Genomic DNA, 19,656 nt, shown 5'->3' with positions numbered 1-19,656 from the left:
GGGTGATTGGCTGGCTCACATGGCCGAAGACGCACTGAAGGACGTGCCGGACGGGGTGCCGGGCGGGGTGCCGGGCGGGGGCGCCGCCGAGCGCCGCGACCTGGCCGTACGGGCCGCTGTCGGGCAGGGTCTGGTGGGCGGGGACGACGGCGCGGAGGCGCTGGTCTGCCTGCTGGACGCGGACGGGATCGAGGCCTCGGCGGCGGCGCTGCGGGCGGCGTTCGGTGCGGCGGTGCCGCCGGGCACGCCGGTCCTGCACTGCTTCGCGGTGAAGGCGGCCCCGCTGGTGCCGGTGCTGCGCCTGCTGTCCGCCGCCGGCATCGGCTGCGAGGCGGCCAGCGCGGGCGAGCTGGCGCTGGCCCGGGCGGCCGGGGTGGGTGCGGACCGCACGGTGCTGGACTCCCCCGCCAAGACCCGCGCCGAGCTGCGGGAGGCGCTGGCGCTGGGCATCGCGGTCAACGCGGACAACGCGCAGGAGCTCGACCGGATCGACGCACTGATGGCCTCCGCGCCGAGCAGGTCCCCCCTGGGGCTGCGGGTGAACACGCAGGCCGGGGCGGGGGCGATCGCCAGCACCTCGACGGCGACCGCGACCTCCAAGTTCGGCTTCGCGCTGCGGGATCCGGGCGCGCGGGAGGCGGTGGTCGCGGCGTACCTGGCGCGGCCGTGGCTGACCCGGCTGCACACGCACGCCGGCTCGCAGGGCGTGCCGCTCGCGCTGAGCGCGCAGGGGGTGCGGGAGGTGTTCGAGCTGGCCGAGGAGGTCAACGCGGCGGCCGGGCGGCGGCAGATCGACACGATCGACATCGGGGGCGGACTGCCGGTGGACACGGGCTCGGACGACACCGGGCCGACGTACGCGGAGTACGTGCGGGTGCTGCGGGAGGTGGTGCCGGGGCTGTTCTCGGGGCGGTACGGGCTGGTCACCGAGTTCGGGCGGTCGCTGCTGGCGCGGCACGGCCTGGTGCTGTCCCGGGTGGAGTACACGAAGTCCTCCGGGGGGCGGGCGATCGCGGTGACACACGCCGGGGTGCAGGTGGCCACCCGGACGGTCTATGCGGGGGCCTCGTGGCCGCTGCGGATCCTCGCGTACGACGCGAAGGGGGTGCCGCGGGGCGGGGACGCGCTCGTCCCGCAGGACGTGGCCGGGCCGGCGTGCTTCTCGGGGGACCTGCTGGCGGAGGCCCGGCCCCTCCCGCTCCTCCGCCCCGGCGACGTGATCGCCGTGCCTGGCACGGGGGCGTACTTCTTCACGGCCCACTACGCCTACAACTCCCTCCTCCGCCCGCCCGTCCACGCCTTCCGCAGCACGCCCGACGGGCTCCGCTTCACCCTGGTCCGCCCCGCCCAGACCCTGTCCGACCTGCTCCAGGAGGCCGGCGCACGCCACCGCGACGCCCTCCTGCACGGGGCACGTTCCAGCCCCGCCGGCGTTTGAGGCGCGAGGTCCGGGGCGGAGCCCCGAAAAGCGGGACCCCGCCCGGCAGGCGCGACACCGCGGAGCCCCGGGGCGGTCAGGGGGCGGTGAGGGTGGCGTGGATGGCGGGGGTGAGTGTCTGTTCGAGGGCGGGGCGGGAGAGGGAGACGACCGCGGGCAGGCGCAGGAGGTAGCGGGTCAGCGCCAGACCCAGGAGCTGCGTGGAGAGCATGGCCGCACGCCGGGCCGCGGAATCGGGCCCCGGCGCCGTAGCGAGCGCCGGCGCGACCTGGGTCGCGAAGACCTCGTGCACGCGGGCCGCCGCCCGCTCGTTGGTGACCGCCGACCGCAGCAGGAGCAGCAGCGCGTCATCCGCGGGATCCCCCTCCCACCGGTCGAGGAAGTGACCGACCAGCACCCCGGCCGGCCGGTCCACCGGCCGCCGCCCGGTCGCCGAGCGGGTGGTCGCGCTCACCGACCGCATGACCCGGGTGGCCACCCTCCGCGGCCGCACCGCCCGCCGCCTGCGCAACACCGCCCTCCCCCTGCCGGCCCGCGTCCCGGCCCTCCGCACCCGCCTGGTCACGGAACTGGCCGAACTGGACTACCGCTGAAGGGCGGGCTATTCGACGAACAGGCCGCGGGCCGTGGCCGCCGCGTCGAAGGCCTCCAGGCGGGACTGGGCGTCGGGGAGGGCGTCGGCCATGGACTCCAGCAGGACGCGGCCCAGCAGCATCGGGGCGCAGGCCGTGTCGAAGGCCAGGCCGGTGCCCACCGGGGCGGGGATCAGCAGGTCGGAGTGGCGGGCCACCGGGGCGAAGGCGGAGTCGGCGACCGTGACCACGGTCAGCCCGGCGCCCCGCGCGTACGCGAGCGCGTCGACGACCTCCCGCGGATGCCGGGGCAGGGCGAAGCAGAGCAGGGCCGCCGCGCCGGCCGTGCGGGCCGCGTCGATCCGGTCGGTGAGCATGGTGCCGCCCTCGTCGAGCAGCCGTACGTCGGGGTGCACCTTGGCCGCGAAGTACGCGAAGCCGCGGGCCTGCGAGGACGCGGCGCGCAGCCCGAGGACCGGCAGCGGGCGGGAGGCGGCCAGCACCCGGCCGGCCTCCTCGACGGGGGCGGGGTCGGCGAGCAGCGCGGACAGGTGCCGCAGGTTGTCGATCTCGGCCTGCACCGCCTGCTGGTACGAGTTGTACGTGTCGCCCGGTGCCGGGCGGGGTCCGGCCGGGGCGACCTCGCGCAGGTGGCGGCGGAGCGCCGGGTAGCCGTCGAAGCCGAGGGCCACCGCGAACCGGGTCACCGAGGGCTGGCTGACGCCGGCCAGCTCGGCCAGCTCCACGCTCGACAGGAACGGCACGTCGGCGGCCCGCCGGACCATGCTGTGCGCGATCCGGCGCTGGGTCGGCGTCAGCCGGTGCCCTTCGAAGAGCTTCTGCAGCCGCGCTGCCGGGCTCTCGCTCATGACGCCCCCTCCGTCCATTCAGTCTCGCAGCAGACTGCATGCAACTATGCAGGACGGCAACCGCCGCCCGCTCCGCGAGACCGACCCCCGGCCCGCCGTACCCCGGATACGGGGGTCAGCCCCACTGTCCGGCCGGGCCCCGCTCCCTACCGTGGAGCCATGAACGCCCAGACGCCCGGTAGCGGGCTCGTGAACGATCCCGAGCTGCGCCGCGAGCTCGATGCGACCCTGCAGGCCCGGCGCGAACTGGGCCCCGAGTACGAGCCGGCGCTCGTCGAGTCCTTCCTGGCCACGGTGGACGCCCGGCTGGAGAGCACCCTGGAGACCCGGATCCGGCGGCGGATCGCCGAGCAGCAGGCCTCCGCGGCCCGGACGGCGCCCGTCGGCCCCGCGGCCGCCTGGGCGGCCCGGCACGGCTTCGGCATCGTCAGCCTGGTGCTGGCGGTCCCGCTGTCCGCAGTGGGCAGCGCGGGCGGCGGACTCACCGGCCTGGTGGTGGCCTGGGCCGGCATCGTCGGCGTGAACATCGCCCACACCCGGCACCGCGACGCCTGACGCCCGCCCGCCGGGCATGCGGGTGCGCGGGAACCGCCGCACCCCCGGTCACCCGGGGGCCGGGACGACGGCGGTCCCCGCACGGGACACGGGCCGGGTCAGGGCCGGGGTCCGCGTCCGTTGGCGCCGTCGGAGGTCCGGGAGCCGCTCCGGTGGTCCGTGACGCCGTTCGGATGCCGGCCGGGCGCCACCGCTTCCGCGTGTTCCCCGCCGACGGACTCCACTGTGCCGGTGGCTTGTTAAGGCGGTGCTGCCGCAACGTGTCGGGCCCGTACCGATTGCGCGAAGCCCGCACCCGCGGCGTGCGGGTACGGGCTTCGCGGGCGGACCGGGCCGCCCCGGGTGCGGGCTACTTCGCCGTACGGGCGAGGAACGCCAGCAGGTCCTGCCGGCTGACGACACCGGTCGGCTTGCCCTCGACCAGCACGATCGCGGCGTCGGCCTGGCCCAGCGCGGCCATCAGGTCGGAGACCGGCTCGCCGGAGCCGACCTGCGGCAGCGGCGCGCTCATGTGCTTCTCCAGCGGGTCGTCCAGCGAGGCGCTGTGCGCGAACAGGGCCGCCAGCAGCTCCTTCTCCACGACCGAGCCGATGACCTCGGCGGCCATCACGTCCGGGTGGCCCGCGCCGGGCTTGACGACCGGCATCTGAGAGACGCCGTACTCGCGCAGGACCTCGATGGCCTGGCCTACGGTCTCCTCGGGGTGCATGTGGACGAGGGACGGGATGCTGCCGCCCTCCTTGTCGGCGAGCACGTCGCCGATGCGGGCGGCCGGGCCGGCCTCCTCCAGGAAGCCGTGACCGGCCATCCACTCGTCGGAGAAGATCTTGCTCAGGTAGCCGCGGCCGCTGTCCGGGAGCAGGACGACGACCACGTCGTCCGGACCCAGGCCCTCGGCGGCGCGCAGCGCGGCGACGACCGCCATGCCGCAGGAGCCGCCGACGAGGAGGCCCTCCTCCTTGGCGAGGCGGCGGGTCATCTGGAAGGAGTCCTTGTCGGACACCGCGATGATCTCGTCGGTGACGTTGCGGTCGTAGGCGGTGGGCCAGAAGTCCTCACCGACGCCCTCGACCAGGTACGGGCGGCCGGAGCCGCCGGAGTAGACGGAGCCCTCCGGGTCGGCGCCGATGACCTTGACCTTGCCGCCGGACACCTCCTTGAGGTAGTTGCCGGTGCCGGAGATGGTGCCGCCGGTGCCGACGCCCGCGACGAAGTGGGTGATCTTCCCCTCCGTCTGCTCCCACAGCTCCGGACCGGTGGTCTCGTAGTGCGACCGCGGGTTGTTCGGGTTGCTGTACTGGTCGGGCTTCCAGGCTCCCGGCGTCTCACGGACCAGGCGGTCGGAGACGTTGTAGTACGAGTCGGGGTGCTCGGGGTCGACGGCGGTCGGGCAGACCACGACCTCGGCCCCGTAGGCGCGCAGCACGTTGATCTTGTCGAGCGACACCTTGTCCGGGCAGACGAAGATGCACTTGTAGCCCTTCTGCTGGGCCACGATCGCCAGGCCGACGCCCGTGTTGCCGCTGGTCGGCTCGACGATCGTGCCGCCCGGCTTGAGCGCTCCGCTCTGCTCGGCCGCCTCGATCATGCGGACGGCGATGCGGTCCTTCACGGACCCGCCCGGGTTGAAGTACTCGACCTTGGCCAGGACCGTCGCCTGGAGCCCTTCGGTCACGTGGTTGAGCTTCACCAGCGGGGTGTTGCCGACGAGGCTGATCATCGAGTCGTGGAAATGCACCATGTTCTCCAAGGAGGGGACTCCACGGGTTCTCCGGGAGGCACCGCCAGAGTAAGCCGAAAGCGATTGACCGACCGGCAGTACGGGGCAGGTAGACGCAAGTGACGCCCTGGAGGGCCGGGTCGCGACGAGGAGGTGGCTGGAAGAGTGTCACGTGCGAGGACGGCGCGCCGGATCGCGGCCGGCGCGGCCTACGGCGGGGGCGGTCTCGGCCTGCTCGGTGCGGCGGCGGTCGGTCTGGTGCTGGCGGAGGTGCAGCTGGCCAAGCGGACGGTGGGCACGGTGCAGTCGGATCCGCCGCGGGCGGACGGGCGGTACGGGACGGAGTTCGCGGGTTCCGGCGCGGACGGCGCGGGCGGGGCGGAGCCGTTGCGGCTGGCGATGCTGGGGGATTCGACCGCGGCCGGCCTGGGCGTGCACCGGGCCCGGCAGACGCCGGCCGCGCTGCTGGCATCCGGGCTGGCGGCGGTCGCCGAACGGCCGGTGGACCTGCGCAACGTGGCGCTGTCGGGAGCCATGTCCGACGACCTCGACCGGCAGGTGCGGCTGATCCTGGACGACGCGGGGTTCCTCCCCGACATCTCGGTGATCATGATCGGGGCGAACGACGTGACCCGGCGGATGCCGCCGACGCAGTCGGTGCGACTGCTGTCGGCGGCGGTGCGGAGGCTGCGGGGGGCGGGGTCCGAGGTGGTCGTGGGGACGTGTCCGGATCTGGGGACGATCGAGCCGGTGTACCAGCCGCTGCGGTGGGTGGCGCGGAGGGTGTCGCGGCAGCTGGCCGCGGCGCAGACCATCGGGGTGATCGAGCACGGCGGGCGGACGGTGTCGATGGGGGACCTGCTCGGGCCGGAGTTCGCGGCGAATCCGCGCGAGATGTTCGGGCCGGACTCCTACCACCCCTCGGCGGAGGGGTACGCGACGGCGGTCATGGCCGTCCTGCCGACCGTCTGTGCGGCGCTCGGCCTCTGGCCCGAGGCGGACCGCCTGGACACCCGCCGGGGCGAGGACATGCTGCCCGTCGCCCAGGCGGCCTCGGCGGCCGCCGGGCAGGCCGGCACGGAGGTCACGGCGGCCCGCGCCCCCTGGGCCCTCCTCAAATACCGCCGCCGCCGCCAACTCCCGGACCCCGACCCCACCTGACCCCGCCTGACCCCGCCCGCCTGACCCCGCGGGTCCGAACGGCGGCTCCGCCGGGGGGATGCGGCGGGCGTCACACCGTCCGTACGGTGACCTGGCCCGTACGGGCCGGTAACTTCACATGGTCCGATACAGACCGCACGCCCCCTTGGAGCCGTGATGCCCGAAGCCGTCATCGTTTCCGCAGCCCGCTCTCCCATCGGCCGCGCCTTCAAGGGCTCCCTCAAGGACATGCGCCCCGACGACCTGACGGCCACCATCGTCCAGGCCGCCCTGGCCAAGATCCCCGAGCTGGACCCGCGCGAGATCGACGACCTGATGCTCGGCTGCGGCCTCCCCGGCGGCGAGCAGGGCCACAACCTCGGCCGCATCGTCGCCGTGCAGATGGGCATGGACCACCTCCCGGGCTGCACCATCACCCGCTACTGCTCCTCCTCGCTCCAGACCTCCCGCATGGCCCTGCACGCCATCAAGGCCGGCGAGGGCGACGTGTTCATCTCCGCGGGCGTCGAGATGGTCTCCCGCTCCGTGAAGGGCACGAGCGACGGCCTGCCCGAGACCCACAACCCGTTCTTCGCCGACGCGGAGGCCCGTACGGCCGCCGTCGCGCAGAGCGAGGGCTCCTCCTGGCACGACCCGCGCGCCGACGGCCTGGTGCCGGACGCGTACATCTCGATGGGCCAGACCGCCGAGAACCTGGCCCGCCTCAAGGGCGTCACCCGCCAGGACATGGACGAGTTCGGCGTACGGTCCCAGAACCTCGCCGAGGCCGCCATCAAGAACGGCTTCTGGGCCCGCGAGATCACCCCGGTCACCACCCCCGACGGCACGGTCGTCAGCACCGACGACGGCCCGCGCGCCGGCGTCACCCTGGAGGGCGTCCAGGGCCTGAAGCCGGTCTTCCGCCCCGACGGCCTGGTCACCGCCGGCAACTGCTGCCCGCTGAACGACGGCGCCGCGGCGCTCGTCATCATGAGCGACACCAAGGCGCGCGAGCTGGGCCTGACCCCGCTGGCCCGCATCGTGTCCACCGGCGTCTCCGGCCTGTCCCCCGAGATCATGGGCCTGGGCCCGGTCGAGGCCAGCAAGCAGGCCCTGAAGCGGGCCGGCCTGGACATCGGCGACATCGACCTGGTCGAGATCAACGAGGCCTTCGCGGCCCAGGTGATCCCCTCGTACCGGGACCTCGGCGTGGACCTCGACAAGGTGAACGTCAACGGCGGCGCCATCGCCGTCGGTCACCCCTTCGGGATGACCGGTGCCCGCATCACCGGCACCCTGATCAACAGCCTCCAGTTCCACGACAAGCAGTTCGGCCTGGAGACCATGTGCGTCGGCGGCGGCCAGGGCATGGCCATGGTCATCGAGCGGCTGAGCTGAGCCGCAGCGGAGGGTAGGGGTCGCCCGAGGGACGAGGGCGGCACCTGCCCGCAGCGGAGGCGAAGCACAGCGCGACCGAAGGAATCGAGCGGCTGAGCTGAGCCGCAGCGGAGGGTAGGGGTCGCCCGAGGGACGAGGGCGGCACCTGCCCGCAGCGGAGGCGAAGCACAGCGCGACCGAAGGAATCGAGCGGCTGAGCTGAGCCGCAAGGCCGTCCCGCTGGGGCTTTCGGGCCCGTCGCGCGTCCCTTGCTGACGCCGGTTCCAACCGCCTCGCGGCCGAGCCGTGACCGAATCTCCCCCAGGATGTGACATACATCCTGGGGGTTCGGCATTTATGCAGGTCAGGGCCGATCGGGGGGTCGGGGGTGTGACGAAAGCCCTGTCCATTTCGTGACGTAATGCACTGCACCCCATTCCCAGGTCGGGACAAGCTGAGGTAGGAAGTCGGGGGATCGAAACACATCAGGAGTTAGTCAGTGAGCGCCATGTCTCTTGTTCTGCTGCTGACCACGGCCGCTGCCACGGCCGTGGGCGCTGCTGCGCTGCACGCCGTCCACGGCCTCCGTTCGCAGGTCAAGGCCCTGCGCGGCGAACTCGCCGCCTCGGTCGCCCTGCGCGGGACGCCCGTTCCGCATGCCCGCAGTGCCGCCGAGTCCCCGACCGCCGACATACGGGCCGCCGTCGCCGAGGCCCTCGCCGAGGAGCGCGAGCGGGAGCTGGCCGAGGCGCGCGCCTTCTGGGCCGCGCAGGAGGCCCGCGACGCCGCGGACGCCCCGTCGCTGCTGGGCGGCCTGGCCGGGCTCGGCGAGGACAACCCGGTGTTCCTGCCCCGCCAGGCCGACATGGTGGGCCTGGAGCCGTACCTGGACGACGAGCCGGTGGCCCCGGAGTACCCGGAGGACTCCCCGGAGCTGGCCGCGGCCCGCCGCCGGCACCCCTCGCACCCCGACTTCGTCCCGGCCCAGGCCCAGGCCGCGGCGGCGCACGGCGACCACGAGCGCACCGTGAACCGCCTGGAGGAGCTGGCCGAGGCCCGTACCGCGCTGGCCGACGTCCGGCCCGGCCCGCTGGGCACCCTGGACGTGTACGTGTTCACCGACGGCACCACGCTGTGCATGACTCCGGGCCACCGGGAGACCGCGGAGCGCCTCGCCGAGGCGCTCCGCTCGGGGAGTGCGCCGGTGCTGCTGGGCGGCTCGGGCATCTCGGGCGCGTACGCCCTGACGTTCTCCTGCGGCGAAGGCGACCCGGAGAACCCGGCGAACAACGTCTACATCCTGGCGGACCGGGTCATCGCATCGCTCTGATCTCCGCCTGCTCCACCAGCACCACGGCCTCGTCCACCATCCCGGGCGAGGCCGTTCCGGCGTTCCGCAGCGCCTCGGCCAGGTCCTGACCGGCCACCTGCACCTGGTCGCCGACCACGAAGATCCCGGCGTCCGGCATCTCCCGCAGCTCCCCCGCCGGCACGCCCTCCAGGCCCTGGGCGCGCGCGGAGAGCTCCCGGGCCAGGGCCAGGGCCTCGGCGGCGGCGCCGCGCTGGAGGCGGCTCTGCGGGGCGGCGCGCAGCCGGTCGGCGAAACGTTCCACGGCGGCGTTCAGGGGCGAGGTATCGAGCACGCGGGTGACCCTACGCGCCGTCCCGGCACTGTTGCCAACGGGCGAACGGTCGGGCACGGTGACGTGAAGAGAACGAGGCTCGTCCCTTGCAACCGGAGGCGCCCATGTCCGTAGAGTTTTCCGAGGAAACCCACCGGAACATGATCTCCCGCATCCACCGGACCACAGGCCGTGAGCTCGCCGACTGGCTGCGGACCGTCGACGAGGGCCCCTCCCTCGTCCGCTTCGAGGAGAAACTCAGCTGGCTGCGCGGTGCGCACGAGCTGTCGTACGGCCAGGCCAAGGCGATCATCCACGAGTACGACCTGCGCCGCGCGGCCCGTAAACGCGGTTAGCCGCCCTGCTGCGCGGGCCACCCCCACGGTGTGCCGCAGACACGGGAAGGCCCCCGCGAGCACCGCCCGCGGGGGCCTTCCCCATGACTTCACCTCAAGGGACTCCGGGGAGTCCGGTCCGGCTAGTCGTCGCCGGAGAGGATCTGGAACAGGCGCAGCAGCTCCAGGTAGATCCACACCAGGGTCATGGTGAGGCCGAAGGCCGCCAGCCAGGACTCCTCGCGCGGGGCGCCGTACGTCACGCCGTCCTCGACCTGCTTGAAGTCGAGGGCGAGGAACGCGGCACCGAGGATGACGCCGATGATGCCGAACACGATGCCGAGGCCGCCGCTGCGGAAGCCGAGGCCGTCGCCGCCCGCGAAGACGGAGAACAGCAGGTTGGCGACCATCAGGAGCATGAAGCCCATGGCGGCGGCCATGACGAAGCCGTAGAAGCGGCGGTTCACGCGGATCCAGCGCATCTTGTACGCGAACAGCACGCCCGCGAACACGCACATCGTGCCCAGCACGGCCTGGACGACCACACCGGGGCTCAGCATGGTGCTGGTCGCGGAGCTGATCACACCCAGGAACACGCCCTCGAACGCGGCGTAGCCGAGGATCAGCGCGGGGACCGGCTTGCGCTTGAAGCTCTGCACCATCGCCAGCACGAAGGCCACGAGGGCCGCGCCGACCGCGATGCCGTACGACTTGTTGACGTTGGCCGGGTCCACCGGCAGGAGGACCCAGGACAGGACGGCCGTCAGGATGACCGTGCCGAGCGTCATGGCCGTGCGGCTCACGACGTCGTCGATGGTCATCACGTTGCCGCGGGCGGGCGCGGCCGGCATGCCGGTCTGCGGGTCCGTGGCGTACGGGTTGGTCGCGTAAGGGTTGGTCGCGGCCCCGGCCTGCACCTGCTGCGCGTCAAAGCCCGCGTAGCCGTTGTCGCGGCTGAACCCCCGTCGCGAGAAGACCGGGTTACTGCTCCTCATCTCACTCCTCCATGGCCACCGTGCGCGGCCTTGCGTTCAAGAGTAATGCGTTAGCAAAGAAACCACCCTACTGCTGAGGGAGGATCTTTTCCTGTGGGATTTCCGGCGTGAGGACGAGCCGGAACGACTGGGCGACGGTGTCGTACCGGGTCGTACCGGGTCGGGCCGTCCGTCGAGGCCGCCGGAGACCGCACCCCGCCCACCGACGGCGTCGGAGGCGGCGGGGACGGCGGCGGATGCCCGGGCGCCGGGTGCCGCGGACGCGGGCACCACCGGGGGGGGGACAGGGGCGCCGCGAAGGTTGTACGCGGACCGCGAGGAGCGGAACGGGGTGCCCGGAGCCGGATTCGAACCGGCACGGCCCGAGGGCCAGCGAGGTTTAAGCTCGCCGTGTCTGCCATTCCACCATCCGGGCGAGGCGGGCGGCTCCGCGTGAAGCGCTGGACGCAAGGCGAGCCTAACGGGAAGCGTCCGCCCAACCGGAGAAGATCCTTCTGATGTTGTCTGATTTTATTGAGGCTTGAGGGGGCGTCAGACAACAGATCCCGCGGTCGGCCCTCTGCGCGCCGCCGCAAACACCCACAAAGGTCCACAAGGGATTGACGGGATTTCGACGGCCTTCCGGCGCCCCTGCGCCACCCCACGCCACCCCCCTCCCCGCGGCCCGCTCCCCCGCCGGCTGCGTCATACCAGAGGAGGAGGCCGGAGCACTCCGGTCAGACTCCAGTGGGGCCGGAGAACGGGCACCCGGACGGATCCGCCGACGGGATCCGGCGGAGACGATGGAAACCGTCCCGCAGACCGACCGGCATCCGACAGGAGTCCCCCCGTGACCACCATGAACTTCGCCCCCAACACCACGGCCGTGGCCGCCCGCGCCACCCAGCTCTCCAAGGTGTACGGCCAGGGCGAGACCCAGGTGGTCGCGCTCGACAACGTCACCGTGGACTTCGTCCAGGGCCAGTTCACCGCGATCATGGGCCCGTCCGGCTCCGGCAAGTCCACGCTGATGCACTGCGTGGCCGGACTGGACACCTTCTCCGCCGGCTCGGTCCGCATCGGCGAGACCGAGCTGGGCTCCCTCAAGGACAAGCAGCTCACCCAGCTCCGCCGGGACAAGATCGGCTTCATCTTCCAGGCGTTCAACCTGCTGCCGACGCTGACCGCCCTGGAGAACATCACGCTCCCCATGGACATCGCCGGCCGCAAGGCCGACAAGCAGTGGCTGGACAAGGTCATCGAGATGGTCGGCCTCTCCGGCCGCCTCTCCCACCGCCCCACCCAGCTCTCCGGCGGTCAGCAGCAGCGCGTCGCCGTCGCCCGCGCCCTGGCCTCCAAGCCCGAGATCATCTTCGGTGACGAGCCCACCGGAAACCTGGACTCCCGCTCCGGCGCCGAAGTCCTCGGCTTCCTGCGCAACTCCGTGCGCGAACTCGGCCAGACCGTCGTCATGGTCACCCACGACCCGGTCGCCGCCTCCTACGCCGACCGCGTCATCTTCCTCGCCGACGGCCGCATCGTCGACGAGATCCACCGCCCCACCGCCGACGGCGTGCTCGACCGCATGAAGGCCTTCGACGCCAAGGGCCGCACCAGCTGAGGCACCGGCCTCCCGCGACCGAAGCCCACCTCGACTTCTGGACTCCTCCACCATGTTCCGTACCGCGCTGCGCAACGTACTCGCGCACAAGGCCAGGCTGATCATGACGGTGCTCGCCGTCGTGCTCGGCGTCGCCTTCGTCTCCGGCACCCTCGTCTTCACCGACAGCCTCGGCAAGGCCCTCAGCAGCCAGTCCGCCAAGAGCTACGACAACGTCGCCGTCTCCGTCACCTCGTACGGCAGCGTCCGCGAGGACGACGGCAAGAAGTCCGAGCCGGGCATCAGCCAGCAGACCTTCGACAAGATCGCCGCACTCGACGGCGTGGACTCGGTCGCCGGCCGGGTCCAGGGCTTCGCCGGCGTCGCCGACGCCAAGGGCAAGCTGATCGGCAACGGCTGGGCCAACAGCGGCTCCAACTTCGCCCCCGTCAAGGACGGCAAGGACCCGCGCTACGACTTCACCGGGGGCAACGGCCCCGTGCAGCCCGGCCAGATCGCCCTCGACAAGGACACCGCCTCCAAGGGCGACTACCAGGTCGGCGACAAGGTCCGCGTGGCCACCAACGGCCCGGTGAAGGAGTACACCCTCGCCGGTGTGTTCACCACCGAGGACGGCCAGGTCAACGCCGGCGGCAGCCTGGTGCTGTTCGAGCAGAGGACCGCGCAGAAGCTGTACCTGCAGCCCGGCTACTACACCGAGCTGACCATCGCCGCCAAGCCCGGCGCCAAGGCCGACACCCTGCTCTCCGAGGTCAAGCCGCTGGTCGGCGAGAACGCCACCGCCGAGACCGGCGCCGCGCTCGCCGAGCGCAACGCCAAGGACATCGAGCAGGGCATGAGCGGCATGAACCAGGTGCTGCTCGCCTTCGCCGCCATCGCGCTCTTCGTCGGCATCTTCCTGATCTACAACACGTTCACCATGCTGGTCGCCCAGCGCACCAAGGAGCTCGCGCTGCTGCGCGCCGTCGGCGCCTCCCGCCGCCAGGTCAAGCGCTCCGTGCTCATCGAGGCGTTCGTCGTCGGCGTCATCTCCTCCGCGATCGGCATGCTCGCCGGTGTCGGCCTCGCGATCGGCCTGCGCTCCGCGATGGGCTCCTTCGGCGCCAAGATCCCGGACGGCCCGCTGGTCATCGCCCCGAGCACCGTCCTGACCGCCCTGGTCATCGGCATCGTCGTCACCATGCTCGCCGCCTGGCTGCCGGCCCGCCGCACCGCGAAGATCGCCCCGGTCGCCGCCATGGGCAGCGCCCACCTGCCGGCCACCGCGAAGTCCCTGGTGCTGCGCAACAGCATCGGCGGCGCGCTCGCCGTGATCGGCTTCGCCGCCATCGCCGCGGGCGCCGGCATGGGCTCCGACGGCCGCGTCGTCATCGGCTTCGGCGCGTTCTTCTCGCTCATCGGCATCATCGTCCTGATCCCGTGGCTGTCCCGCCCGTTCATCGCCGCCGTCCGGCCGCTGCTCCAGCGGGTGTTCGGGGTCGCCGGCAAGCTGGCCGCGCAGAACGCCGTCCGCAACCCTCGCCGCACCGGCGTCACCGCCGCCTCGCTCGCCATCGGCCTGACCCTGGTCACCGGCCTGACCGTGCTCGGCGTCACCGTCGGCAAGGCCGTCGACAAGATGACCACCGACGTCATCAAGGCCGACTACATGGTCGCCATGGCCAGCGGCAACAGCCTCGACAAGTCGGTGCTGCCCGCCCTGGAGAAGGCGCCCGGCGTCACCGCCGTCAGCCCGCAGCAGGCCGGCTACTTCAAGACCGGCGACGACATCTACAACGCCGCCTCGGGCGTCAACCCGAAGGGCATCGACCAGCTGCTCAAGATGGAGGTCGTCAGCGGTTCCACGGCCTCCCTGGCCGACGGCAAGGTCGCGGTCGCCGACAAGACAGCGAAGAAGGCCGGCCTGACCGTCGGCAAGTCCTTCGAGGCCAAGTTCGACGACGGCAAGACGGAGCGGCTGACCGTCGGCGCGGTCTACAAGGAGAACGAGTTCCTCTCCCCGTACGTCCTCGACGCCAAGGTCCTCGACCGGCACCTGGGCGGCGAGCGCGCCGAGATCCGGCAGGTGTTCGTGGCCACCCAGGGCGGCGAGTCCGCGGCCAACGAGCAGAAGATCGTCGACGCCCTCGGCAGCAACCCGGCCATCAGCGTCCAGGACCAGACCGACATCCGGAACACCTTCGGCGGCATCATCAACATGATGCTGAACATCATGTACGGCCTGCTCGGCATGGCCCTGCTGATCGCCATCCTCGGTGTCGTCAACACCCTCGCGATGTCGGTGTTCGAGCGCCAGCAGGAGATCGGCATGCTCCGGGCGATCGGCCTCGACCGGGCCCGGGTCAAGAACATGATCCGCCTGGAGGCCGTGGTCATCTCGCTCTTCGGCGCGGTCATCGGCGTCGGTCTCGGCACCTTCCTCGCCTGGGCCATCGGCCAGACCATCAAGAACTCGATCCCGGACTACGCGCTGGTGATCCCGTTCGACCGGATCGGCATCTTCCTGCTGCTGGCCGCCGTGGTCGGCGTCCTGGCCGCCATGTGGCCGGCCCGCAGCGCCGCCCGGCTGAACATGCTGACGGCCATCAAGACCGAGTAGCAGCAGCGCAGATGCACCCGGGGAGGGGCCCGCGGCCGGATGCCGCGGGCCCCTCCCGTACGTGCGGTCAGGATGCGGCCGGCCAGTCCCGGGTGCGCAGGGGAAGACCCGAGGGGCCCGGGCCGTCGGGGCGGACCGCCAGCACCTGGTTGACGCCCAGCCGGCCGTGCTCGAAGCCGAGGGCGGAGGCCGCCATGTACAGCCGCCAGACGCGGGCCCGGCCCGGCGAGGTCAGCCGTACGGCCTCTTCCCAGTGCTCCTCCAGCCGCGTCACCCAGGCCCGCAGGGTCAGCGCGTAGTGCTCCCGCAGCGACTCGACGTCGCGGACCTCGAAGCCGGCCCGCTCCAGCTCCCCGACGGTGCTGCCGAGCGGTGACAGCTCGCCGTCGGGGAACACGTACGCGTCGATGAACGCGTCGATGCGGTACGCCGATTCGTCGGGCTCGGGGCGCCGGGCGATCTGGTGGTTCAGCAGCCGCCCGCCGGGGCGCAGCAGGGCGAACAGCGCCCCGGCGTACTCCCGGTACCGGGCGGCCCCCACGTGCTCGGCCATGCCGATCGACGAAATCACGTCGTACGGGCCGTCCCTGACGTCCCGGTAGTCCTGGACGCGGATCTCCACCCGGTCCGCGAGGCCCTCTTCCGCGACCCGTTTGCGGGCGTATCCGGCCTGTTCGCGGGAGAGGGTGATCCCGGTGACCTTCACCCCGTACGTGCGGGCCGCGTGCAGGGCCATGGAGCCCCAGCCGCAGCCCACGTCGAGCAGCCGGGCACCCTCTTCCAGGCCGAGCTTGCGGCACACCAGGTCGAGCTTGTCGTGCTGGGCCTCCTCCAGGGTGTGCCCGGGCCGCCAGTAGGCGCAGGAGTACACCATGGAGGGGCCCAGCACCCGTTCGTAGAAGGCGTTTCCGACGTCGTAGTGGTGGCTGACGGCCTGCCGGTCGCGGCGCCGGGTGTGCACGGCCCCGACCCGCCGGACGGCTTCCTCCGGCGGCGGCGCCGGCTGCGTCCAGGGTCCGGCGATCCGTACGAGGTCCCGTACGGCGGACCGCACCTGCGGGTCCCGCAGCCGGGCCAGGTTCTCGGTGCGGGACGGGCCGGCGAGGCCCGGCTCGCGTTCCCACAGCAGGCCGGCGAGCTGCTCCAGCAGGCCGTAGAGGTCGCCGTCGGCGTCGAGTTCGCCCGCCACCCAGCCGCGGGCCAGGCCCAGCTCGCCGGGCTTCCACAGCAGCCGGCGCAGGGCCCGGCGGTGCCGGACGACCAGGACCGGAGCCCCCGGCGGGCCGGCCTCGCTGCCGTCCCAGGCCCGGATCCGGAGCGGCAGGGGGGAGCCGAGCAGGGTCTCGGCGAGTGCGGTCAGCCGCGGAGCGGCGTCGGTCATGGCGAACACCTCCAGAGGGCTCAACCAACCGGACTACCCCGGCGCCTGCCCGGACAATCGAGCGGGACACGCCGAAGGGGCCGCCCGCACCACGGATGGCGGGCGGCCCCTTCGGGGACACGCGGTGGGTCAGGGCCGGCCGGAGCCGGCCCGGGACCCGGCCGTCAGGCTCAGGCCTTGGCCTTCTCGGCCTTCTCGGCCGGGGCAGCGGCGACCGGGGCCGGCTTGGCGGCCTCGTAGAACTCCTCGCGGGGGCTCTCCAGTGCACCGAGGGAGACGACCTCGCGCTTGAGGAACATGCCGAGGGTCCAGTCGGCGAAGACGCGGATCTTGCGGTTCCAGGTCGGCATGGCCATGCCGTGGTAGCCACGGTGCATGTACCAGGCGAGCCGGCCCTTGAGCTTGATCTTCATCTTGCCCATGACGATCATCGCCACGCCCTTGTGCAGACCGAGGCCCGCCACCGCGCCCTTGTTGGCGTGGCTGTACTCCTTCTGCGGGAAGCCCCGCATGCCGGAGACGACGTTGTCGCCGAGGACCTTGGCCTGGCGCAGCGCGTGCTGGGCGTTCGGCGGGCACCAGGCGTTCTCGTTGCCCGCGCGGCGGCCGACCATGTCCGGGACCTGGGCGTTGTCGCCCGCGGCCCAGATGTAGTCGGTGCCCTGCACCTGGAGGGTGGCGGCGGTGTCCACGTGGCCGCGGGGGCCGAGCGGCAGGCCGTAGCGGGCCAGGGCCGGGTTCGGCTTGACGCCGGCGGTCCACACGATGGTGTTGGAGTCGACCTCGAGGCCGTTCTTCAGCACCACGTGGCCGTCCACGCAGGAGTCCATGGAGGTGCCGAGGTAGATCTCGATGCCGCGGGACTCCAGGTGCTCCTTGCCCCAGGTGCCCAGCTTCGGGCCGACCTCGGGAAGGATCTTGTCGGCCGCGTCCACCAGGATGAAGCGCATGTCCTCGCGCTTCACGTTGGTGTAGTACTTCGCCGCGTCGCGGGCCATGTCCTCGACCTCGCCGATCGTCTCGGCACCGGCGAAGCCGCCGCCGACGAAGACGAAGGTGAGGGCCTTGCGGCGGACGTCCTCGTCCGTCGTGGACTCGGCCTTGTCGAGCTGCTCGAGGACGTGGTTGCGCAGGCCGATGCCCTCCTCGACGCCCTTCATGCCGATGCCCTGCTCGGCGAGGCCGGGGATCGGGAAGGTGCGGGAGATGGCGCCGAGCGCGATCACCAGGTAGTCGAAGGGCAGCTCGTACGCCTCGCCGACGAGCGGCGTGACGACGGCGACCTTGCGGTCCTGGTCGATGGTGGTGACCCGACCGGTGAGGACCTCGGCCTTGGGCAGCACGCGTCGCAGCGGGACGACGACGTGCCGCGGCGAGATGCTGCCGGCGGCGACTTCGGGGAGGAAGGGCTGGTAGGTCATGTACGACCGCGGGTCGACGACCGTGACGGTCGCCTCGCCGTAGCGCATCTTCTTCATGATGCGCTTGGCTGCGTACAGGCCTACGTACCCACCGCCTACTACGAGGATCCTGGGACGCTCCGTGGTGCTCATGCCATCGAGTATCCAGCACCCGATGGGGGGGCGCTCGTGAGCCCCTTCACAAGAACCGTTGGACCCTCTGCTACACTGCGCGGCCCACGTGACCGAGGTCATTGTCCGTTCCGGGAACCACGACGTGACGGAGATCGTTGTACACCCGCTCTGAACTGGCCCGTCGTCACACGGAGGGCAGTCGAAGGGTCTGAACCAGAGGGTTCGTCTTTACCTCTGATACCAAACCCGGAGCGCTCGTCGATCACACAAAACGGGCCTGTGGACCCCGAAAGAGCTTCGAACTGCCCTTCCAGAGGGCCCACGGACCCGTTTCTCTTGTGAAGAACTTCACGAACTTTGTCGTGTCGACGGGACCAAAGTCCCGTCCGCACCCGCCCGTCAGGCGATGGACCAGGCGATTCCATCCAGAATGTCGTGTTCGGACACGACCACCTCGCGGGCGCCCGTGCGCTCCATGATGGCCAGCAGGACCAGCGCGCCGGCCCCGATCACATCGGTCCGGCCGGGGTGCATGACCCCGATCCGGGCCCGCTCGTCGTGGGTGGACGTGAGCATCCGGCCGGTGATCTCCCGGACGGTCTCGTACGGGATCCGGGCGTGGTGGATCGCCGCCGAGTCGTACGCCGGCAGGTCCAGCGCGATCCCCGCCACCGTGGTCACCGAGCCGGCCAGCCCGACGAGGGTCCTGGCCCGGTCCAGCGGGACGGTCTCGGCGGCCAGGTCGAGCGCGGCCTCGATGTCGGCGCGGATCGCGGCGACCTGCGCCTCGGTCGGCGGGTCGGTGACGGCGCCGTCGACGACCAGGTGCCGCTCGGTCATCCGCACACAGCCGATGTCCACGGACCGGGCCGCCTCGACGTGCTCGGTACCGACGACGAACTCGGTGGAGCCGCCGCCGATGTCGACGACGAGGAACGGCTTCTCCAGGTGCTCGGCCCCGGCCAGCTCCCGGGTGGCGCCGGTGAAGGAGAACTCCGCCTCCTGGTCGCCCGAGATCACCTCGGGCTCGACGCCCAGGATGCCGAGGATCCCGGCGGTGAACTCGTCGCGGTTCTCGGCGTCCCGGGAGGCCGAGGTGGCCACGAACCGCAGCCGCTCGGCGCCCAGGTCCTTGATCACTTCGGCGTACGTGCGGCAGGCCGCGAAGGTGCGCTCCAGCGCCTCGGGGGCCAGGCGGCCGGTCTGGTCGACGCCCTGGCCCAGCCGGACGATGGTCATCCGGCGGTCCAGCTCGACCAGCTCGCCCGTCTGCGGGTCGCAGTCGGCGACCAGCAGGCGGATCGAGTTCGTGCCGCAGTCGACGGCCGCGACCCGGGTCACGCGGACTCCTCCGGCGCCGCCGGTGCGCCGTCCTGCTCGCCGCACGGGGTGACGCAGGCGCCCTTGGCCCACCACTCGGGGAGCATCGCGAGGGCCTCGTCGCCCAGCGGGTTCACGCCCGGGCCGGCCGCCAGGGAGTGGCCCACCAGCACGTGCAGGCACTTGACCCGGTCGGGCATGCCGCCGGCGCTCGGGAAGCCCTGGAGCACCTCGATGGCGTCGCGGCGGGTGATGTAGTCCTCGTGGGCGGCGCGGTAGGCGGCGGCCAGCTCCGGGTCGGTGCCGAGCCGGGCCTGCATCTCCTTCATCACGCCGTTGGCCTCCAGGGTGCCGATGGCGGAGGCGGCGCGCGGGCAGGTCAGGTAGTACAGGGTCGGGAACGGCGTGCCGTCCGGAAGCCGCGGGGCCGTCTCGACCACGTCCGGCTGCCCGCAGGGGCAGCGGTGCGCGATGGCCCGCAGGCCGCGCGGCGGGCGGCCGAGCTGCTGCTGGAACGCTTCGATGTCGGCGGGCGTCGGCTCGGTGCGGTCGGTCTGGGGCGGGGGCGTTTCCATGCCTGCTGTGAAGTCTCTTCTTT

The 19,656-nt window shown here is 72.2% G+C and carries 18 protein-coding genes and 1 tRNA gene; 9 read left to right on the top strand and 10 right to left on the bottom strand.

What is annotated here, in order from left to right:
* The first annotated feature begins 19 nt into the window (after positions 1-19).
* Positions 20-1,438 (top strand): type III PLP-dependent enzyme domain-containing protein, encoded by a 1,419-nt coding sequence (locus LG634_RS15770; RefSeq protein ID WP_226734432.1) that lies wholly within the window; start codon positions 20-22, stop codon positions 1,436-1,438.
* 76 nt (positions 1,439-1,514) lie between these two features.
* Here the strand turns inward: LG634_RS15770 and LG634_RS15765 are convergent, their stop codons facing one another.
* Positions 1,515-1,892 (bottom strand): TetR/AcrR family transcriptional regulator, encoded by a 378-nt coding sequence (locus LG634_RS15765; RefSeq protein WP_226734431.1) that lies wholly within the window; start codon positions 1,890-1,892, stop codon positions 1,515-1,517.
* Positions 1,893-1,899: 7 nt separating this feature from the next.
* Between LG634_RS15765 and LG634_RS37860 the strand changes: the two genes are divergently transcribed.
* The gene (locus tag LG634_RS37860; protein WP_264203167.1) at positions 1,900-2,031 is read left to right on the top strand and encodes a hypothetical protein; all 132 of its coding nucleotides are present in this window, start codon (positions 1,900-1,902) and stop codon (positions 2,029-2,031) included.
* 8 nt (positions 2,032-2,039) lie between these two features.
* Here the strand turns inward: LG634_RS37860 and LG634_RS15760 are convergent, their stop codons facing one another.
* Positions 2,040-2,879, bottom strand: coding sequence for a MurR/RpiR family transcriptional regulator (locus LG634_RS15760; protein WP_226734430.1), 840 nt, complete (start codon positions 2,877-2,879; stop codon positions 2,040-2,042).
* A 159-nt stretch (positions 2,880-3,038) separates the two neighbouring features.
* Here LG634_RS15760 and LG634_RS15755 point away from each other — a divergent pair, with 159 nt between their 5' ends.
* Complete coding sequence (locus LG634_RS15755) at positions 3,039-3,434, top strand: hypothetical protein (protein WP_226734429.1); 396 nt, start codon at positions 3,039-3,041, stop codon at positions 3,432-3,434.
* A gap of 349 nt (positions 3,435-3,783) precedes the next feature.
* Here the strand turns inward: LG634_RS15755 and LG634_RS15750 are convergent, their stop codons facing one another.
* On the bottom strand, positions 3,784-5,172 hold the full coding sequence (locus LG634_RS15750; protein ID WP_226734487.1) for a cystathionine beta-synthase: 1,389 nt from the start codon (positions 5,170-5,172) through the stop codon (positions 3,784-3,786).
* Between the two features lie 147 nt (positions 5,173-5,319).
* On the opposite strand from LG634_RS15750, the gene LG634_RS15745 reads away from it, so the two are divergent.
* The 3 genes from LG634_RS15745 to LG634_RS15735 all read left to right on the top strand — a co-directional run bounded on the left by LG634_RS15745 (position 5,320) and on the right by LG634_RS15735 (position 9,001).
* Positions 5,320-6,315, top strand: a complete 996-nt coding sequence (locus tag LG634_RS15745) for an SGNH/GDSL hydrolase family protein (RefSeq protein ID WP_226734428.1) — start codon at positions 5,320-5,322, stop codon at positions 6,313-6,315.
* 156 nt (positions 6,316-6,471) lie between these two features.
* Complete coding sequence (locus tag LG634_RS15740) at positions 6,472-7,692, top strand: acetyl-CoA C-acetyltransferase (protein ID WP_226734427.1); 1,221 nt, start codon at positions 6,472-6,474, stop codon at positions 7,690-7,692.
* A gap of 487 nt (positions 7,693-8,179) precedes the next feature.
* Positions 8,180-9,001 (top strand): hypothetical protein, encoded by an 822-nt coding sequence (locus LG634_RS15735; RefSeq protein ID WP_226734486.1) that lies wholly within the window; start codon positions 8,180-8,182, stop codon positions 8,999-9,001.
* Here LG634_RS15735 and LG634_RS15730 read toward each other — a convergent pair.
* On the bottom strand, positions 8,985-9,314 hold the full coding sequence (locus LG634_RS15730) for a hypothetical protein (RefSeq protein ID WP_226734426.1): 330 nt from the start codon (positions 9,312-9,314) through the stop codon (positions 8,985-8,987). The two genes, LG634_RS15735 and LG634_RS15730, sit on opposite strands and share 17 nt — an antisense overlap.
* A gap of 104 nt (positions 9,315-9,418) precedes the next feature.
* On the opposite strand from LG634_RS15730, the gene LG634_RS15725 reads away from it, so the two are divergent.
* Positions 9,419-9,649 carry a DUF4287 domain-containing protein gene (locus LG634_RS15725; RefSeq protein ID WP_226734425.1) on the top strand — a complete coding sequence of 77 codons (231 nt, stop codon included), beginning with the start codon at positions 9,419-9,421 and terminating at the stop codon, positions 9,647-9,649.
* 122 nt (positions 9,650-9,771) lie between these two features.
* Here the strand turns inward: LG634_RS15725 and LG634_RS15720 are convergent, their stop codons facing one another.
* Positions 9,772-10,623: a Bax inhibitor-1/YccA family protein gene (locus LG634_RS15720; protein ID WP_226734424.1), complete on the bottom strand. Its 852-nt coding sequence runs from the start codon at positions 10,621-10,623 to the stop codon at positions 9,772-9,774.
* A 332-nt stretch (positions 10,624-10,955) separates the two neighbouring features.
* A tRNA-Leu gene (locus LG634_RS15715) sits at positions 10,956-11,038 on the bottom strand.
* A gap of 423 nt (positions 11,039-11,461) precedes the next feature.
* Here LG634_RS15715 and LG634_RS15710 point away from each other — a divergent pair.
* Both LG634_RS15710 and LG634_RS15705 read left to right on the top strand, forming a co-directional pair.
* Entirely contained in the window at positions 11,462-12,223 is a 762-nt protein-coding gene (locus tag LG634_RS15710) for an ABC transporter ATP-binding protein (RefSeq protein WP_226734485.1), read from the top strand.
* Between the two features lie 52 nt (positions 12,224-12,275).
* The gene (locus LG634_RS15705; RefSeq protein ID WP_226734423.1) at positions 12,276-14,822 is read left to right on the top strand and encodes an ABC transporter permease; all 2,547 of its coding nucleotides are present in this window, start codon (positions 12,276-12,278) and stop codon (positions 14,820-14,822) included.
* 67 nt (positions 14,823-14,889) lie between these two features.
* Here LG634_RS15705 and LG634_RS15700 read toward each other — a convergent pair whose 3' ends face one another.
* The 4 genes from LG634_RS15700 to LG634_RS15685 all read right to left on the bottom strand — a co-directional run bounded on the left by LG634_RS15700 (position 14,890) and on the right by LG634_RS15685 (position 19,633).
* Positions 14,890-16,203: an SAM-dependent methyltransferase gene (locus LG634_RS15700; RefSeq protein ID WP_226734422.1), complete on the bottom strand. Its 1,314-nt coding sequence runs from the start codon at positions 16,201-16,203 to the stop codon at positions 14,890-14,892.
* Between the two features lie 170 nt (positions 16,204-16,373).
* Entirely contained in the window at positions 16,374-17,756 is a 1,383-nt protein-coding gene (locus tag LG634_RS15695; protein ID WP_226734421.1) for an NAD(P)/FAD-dependent oxidoreductase, read from the bottom strand.
* A gap of 381 nt (positions 17,757-18,137) precedes the next feature.
* Positions 18,138-19,079 carry a Ppx/GppA phosphatase family protein gene (locus LG634_RS15690; RefSeq protein WP_226734420.1) on the bottom strand — a complete coding sequence of 314 codons (942 nt, stop codon included), beginning with the start codon at positions 19,077-19,079 and terminating at the stop codon, positions 18,138-18,140.
* Positions 19,076-19,633, bottom strand: a complete 558-nt coding sequence (locus LG634_RS15685) for a DUF501 domain-containing protein (RefSeq protein WP_226734419.1) — start codon at positions 19,631-19,633, stop codon at positions 19,076-19,078. Before LG634_RS15685 ends, LG634_RS15690 begins: the two co-directional genes overlap by 4 nt.
* Positions 19,634-19,656 lie beyond the last annotated feature (23 nt).

It is taken from the genome of Streptomyces bambusae (assembly GCF_020532645.1).
GTDB classification, from domain to species: Bacteria; Actinomycetota; Actinomycetes; order Streptomycetales; family Streptomycetaceae; genus Streptomyces; species Streptomyces bambusae.
Note: the sequence above shows the minus strand (reverse complement) of the source record. Positions and strands in the feature narration are given on the sequence as shown.

Bases quoted from the DNA above. Each gene is read 5' to 3' on its own strand.
- LG634_RS15770 (WP_226734432.1), top strand. From the start codon at position 20: ATGGCCGAAGACGCACTGAAGGACGTGCCGGACGGGGTGCCGGGCGGG.
- LG634_RS37860 (WP_264203167.1), top strand. From the start codon at position 1,900: ATGACCCGGGTGGCCACCCTCCGCGGCCGCACCGCCCGCCGCCTGCGC.
- LG634_RS15760 (WP_226734430.1), bottom strand. From the start codon at position 2,879: ATGAGCGAGAGCCCGGCAGCGCGGCTGCAGAAGCTCTTCGAAGGGCAC.
- LG634_RS15755 (WP_226734429.1), top strand. From the start codon at position 3,039: ATGAACGCCCAGACGCCCGGTAGCGGGCTCGTGAACGATCCCGAGCTG.
- LG634_RS15740 (WP_226734427.1), top strand. From the start codon at position 6,472: ATGCCCGAAGCCGTCATCGTTTCCGCAGCCCGCTCTCCCATCGGCCGC.
- LG634_RS15735 (WP_226734486.1), top strand. From the start codon at position 8,180: ATGTCTCTTGTTCTGCTGCTGACCACGGCCGCTGCCACGGCCGTGGGC.
- LG634_RS15725 (WP_226734425.1), top strand. From the start codon at position 9,419: ATGTCCGTAGAGTTTTCCGAGGAAACCCACCGGAACATGATCTCCCGC.
- LG634_RS15720 (WP_226734424.1), bottom strand. From the start codon at position 10,623: ATGAGGAGCAGTAACCCGGTCTTCTCGCGACGGGGGTTCAGCCGCGAC.
- LG634_RS15710 (WP_226734485.1), top strand. From the start codon at position 11,462: ATGAACTTCGCCCCCAACACCACGGCCGTGGCCGCCCGCGCCACCCAG.
- LG634_RS15705 (WP_226734423.1), top strand. From the start codon at position 12,276: ATGTTCCGTACCGCGCTGCGCAACGTACTCGCGCACAAGGCCAGGCTG.
- LG634_RS15700 (WP_226734422.1), bottom strand. From the start codon at position 16,203: ATGACCGACGCCGCTCCGCGGCTGACCGCACTCGCCGAGACCCTGCTC.
- LG634_RS15695 (WP_226734421.1), bottom strand. From the start codon at position 17,756: ATGAGCACCACGGAGCGTCCCAGGATCCTCGTAGTAGGCGGTGGGTAC.
- LG634_RS15685 (WP_226734419.1), bottom strand. From the start codon at position 19,633: ATGGAAACGCCCCCGCCCCAGACCGACCGCACCGAGCCGACGCCCGCC.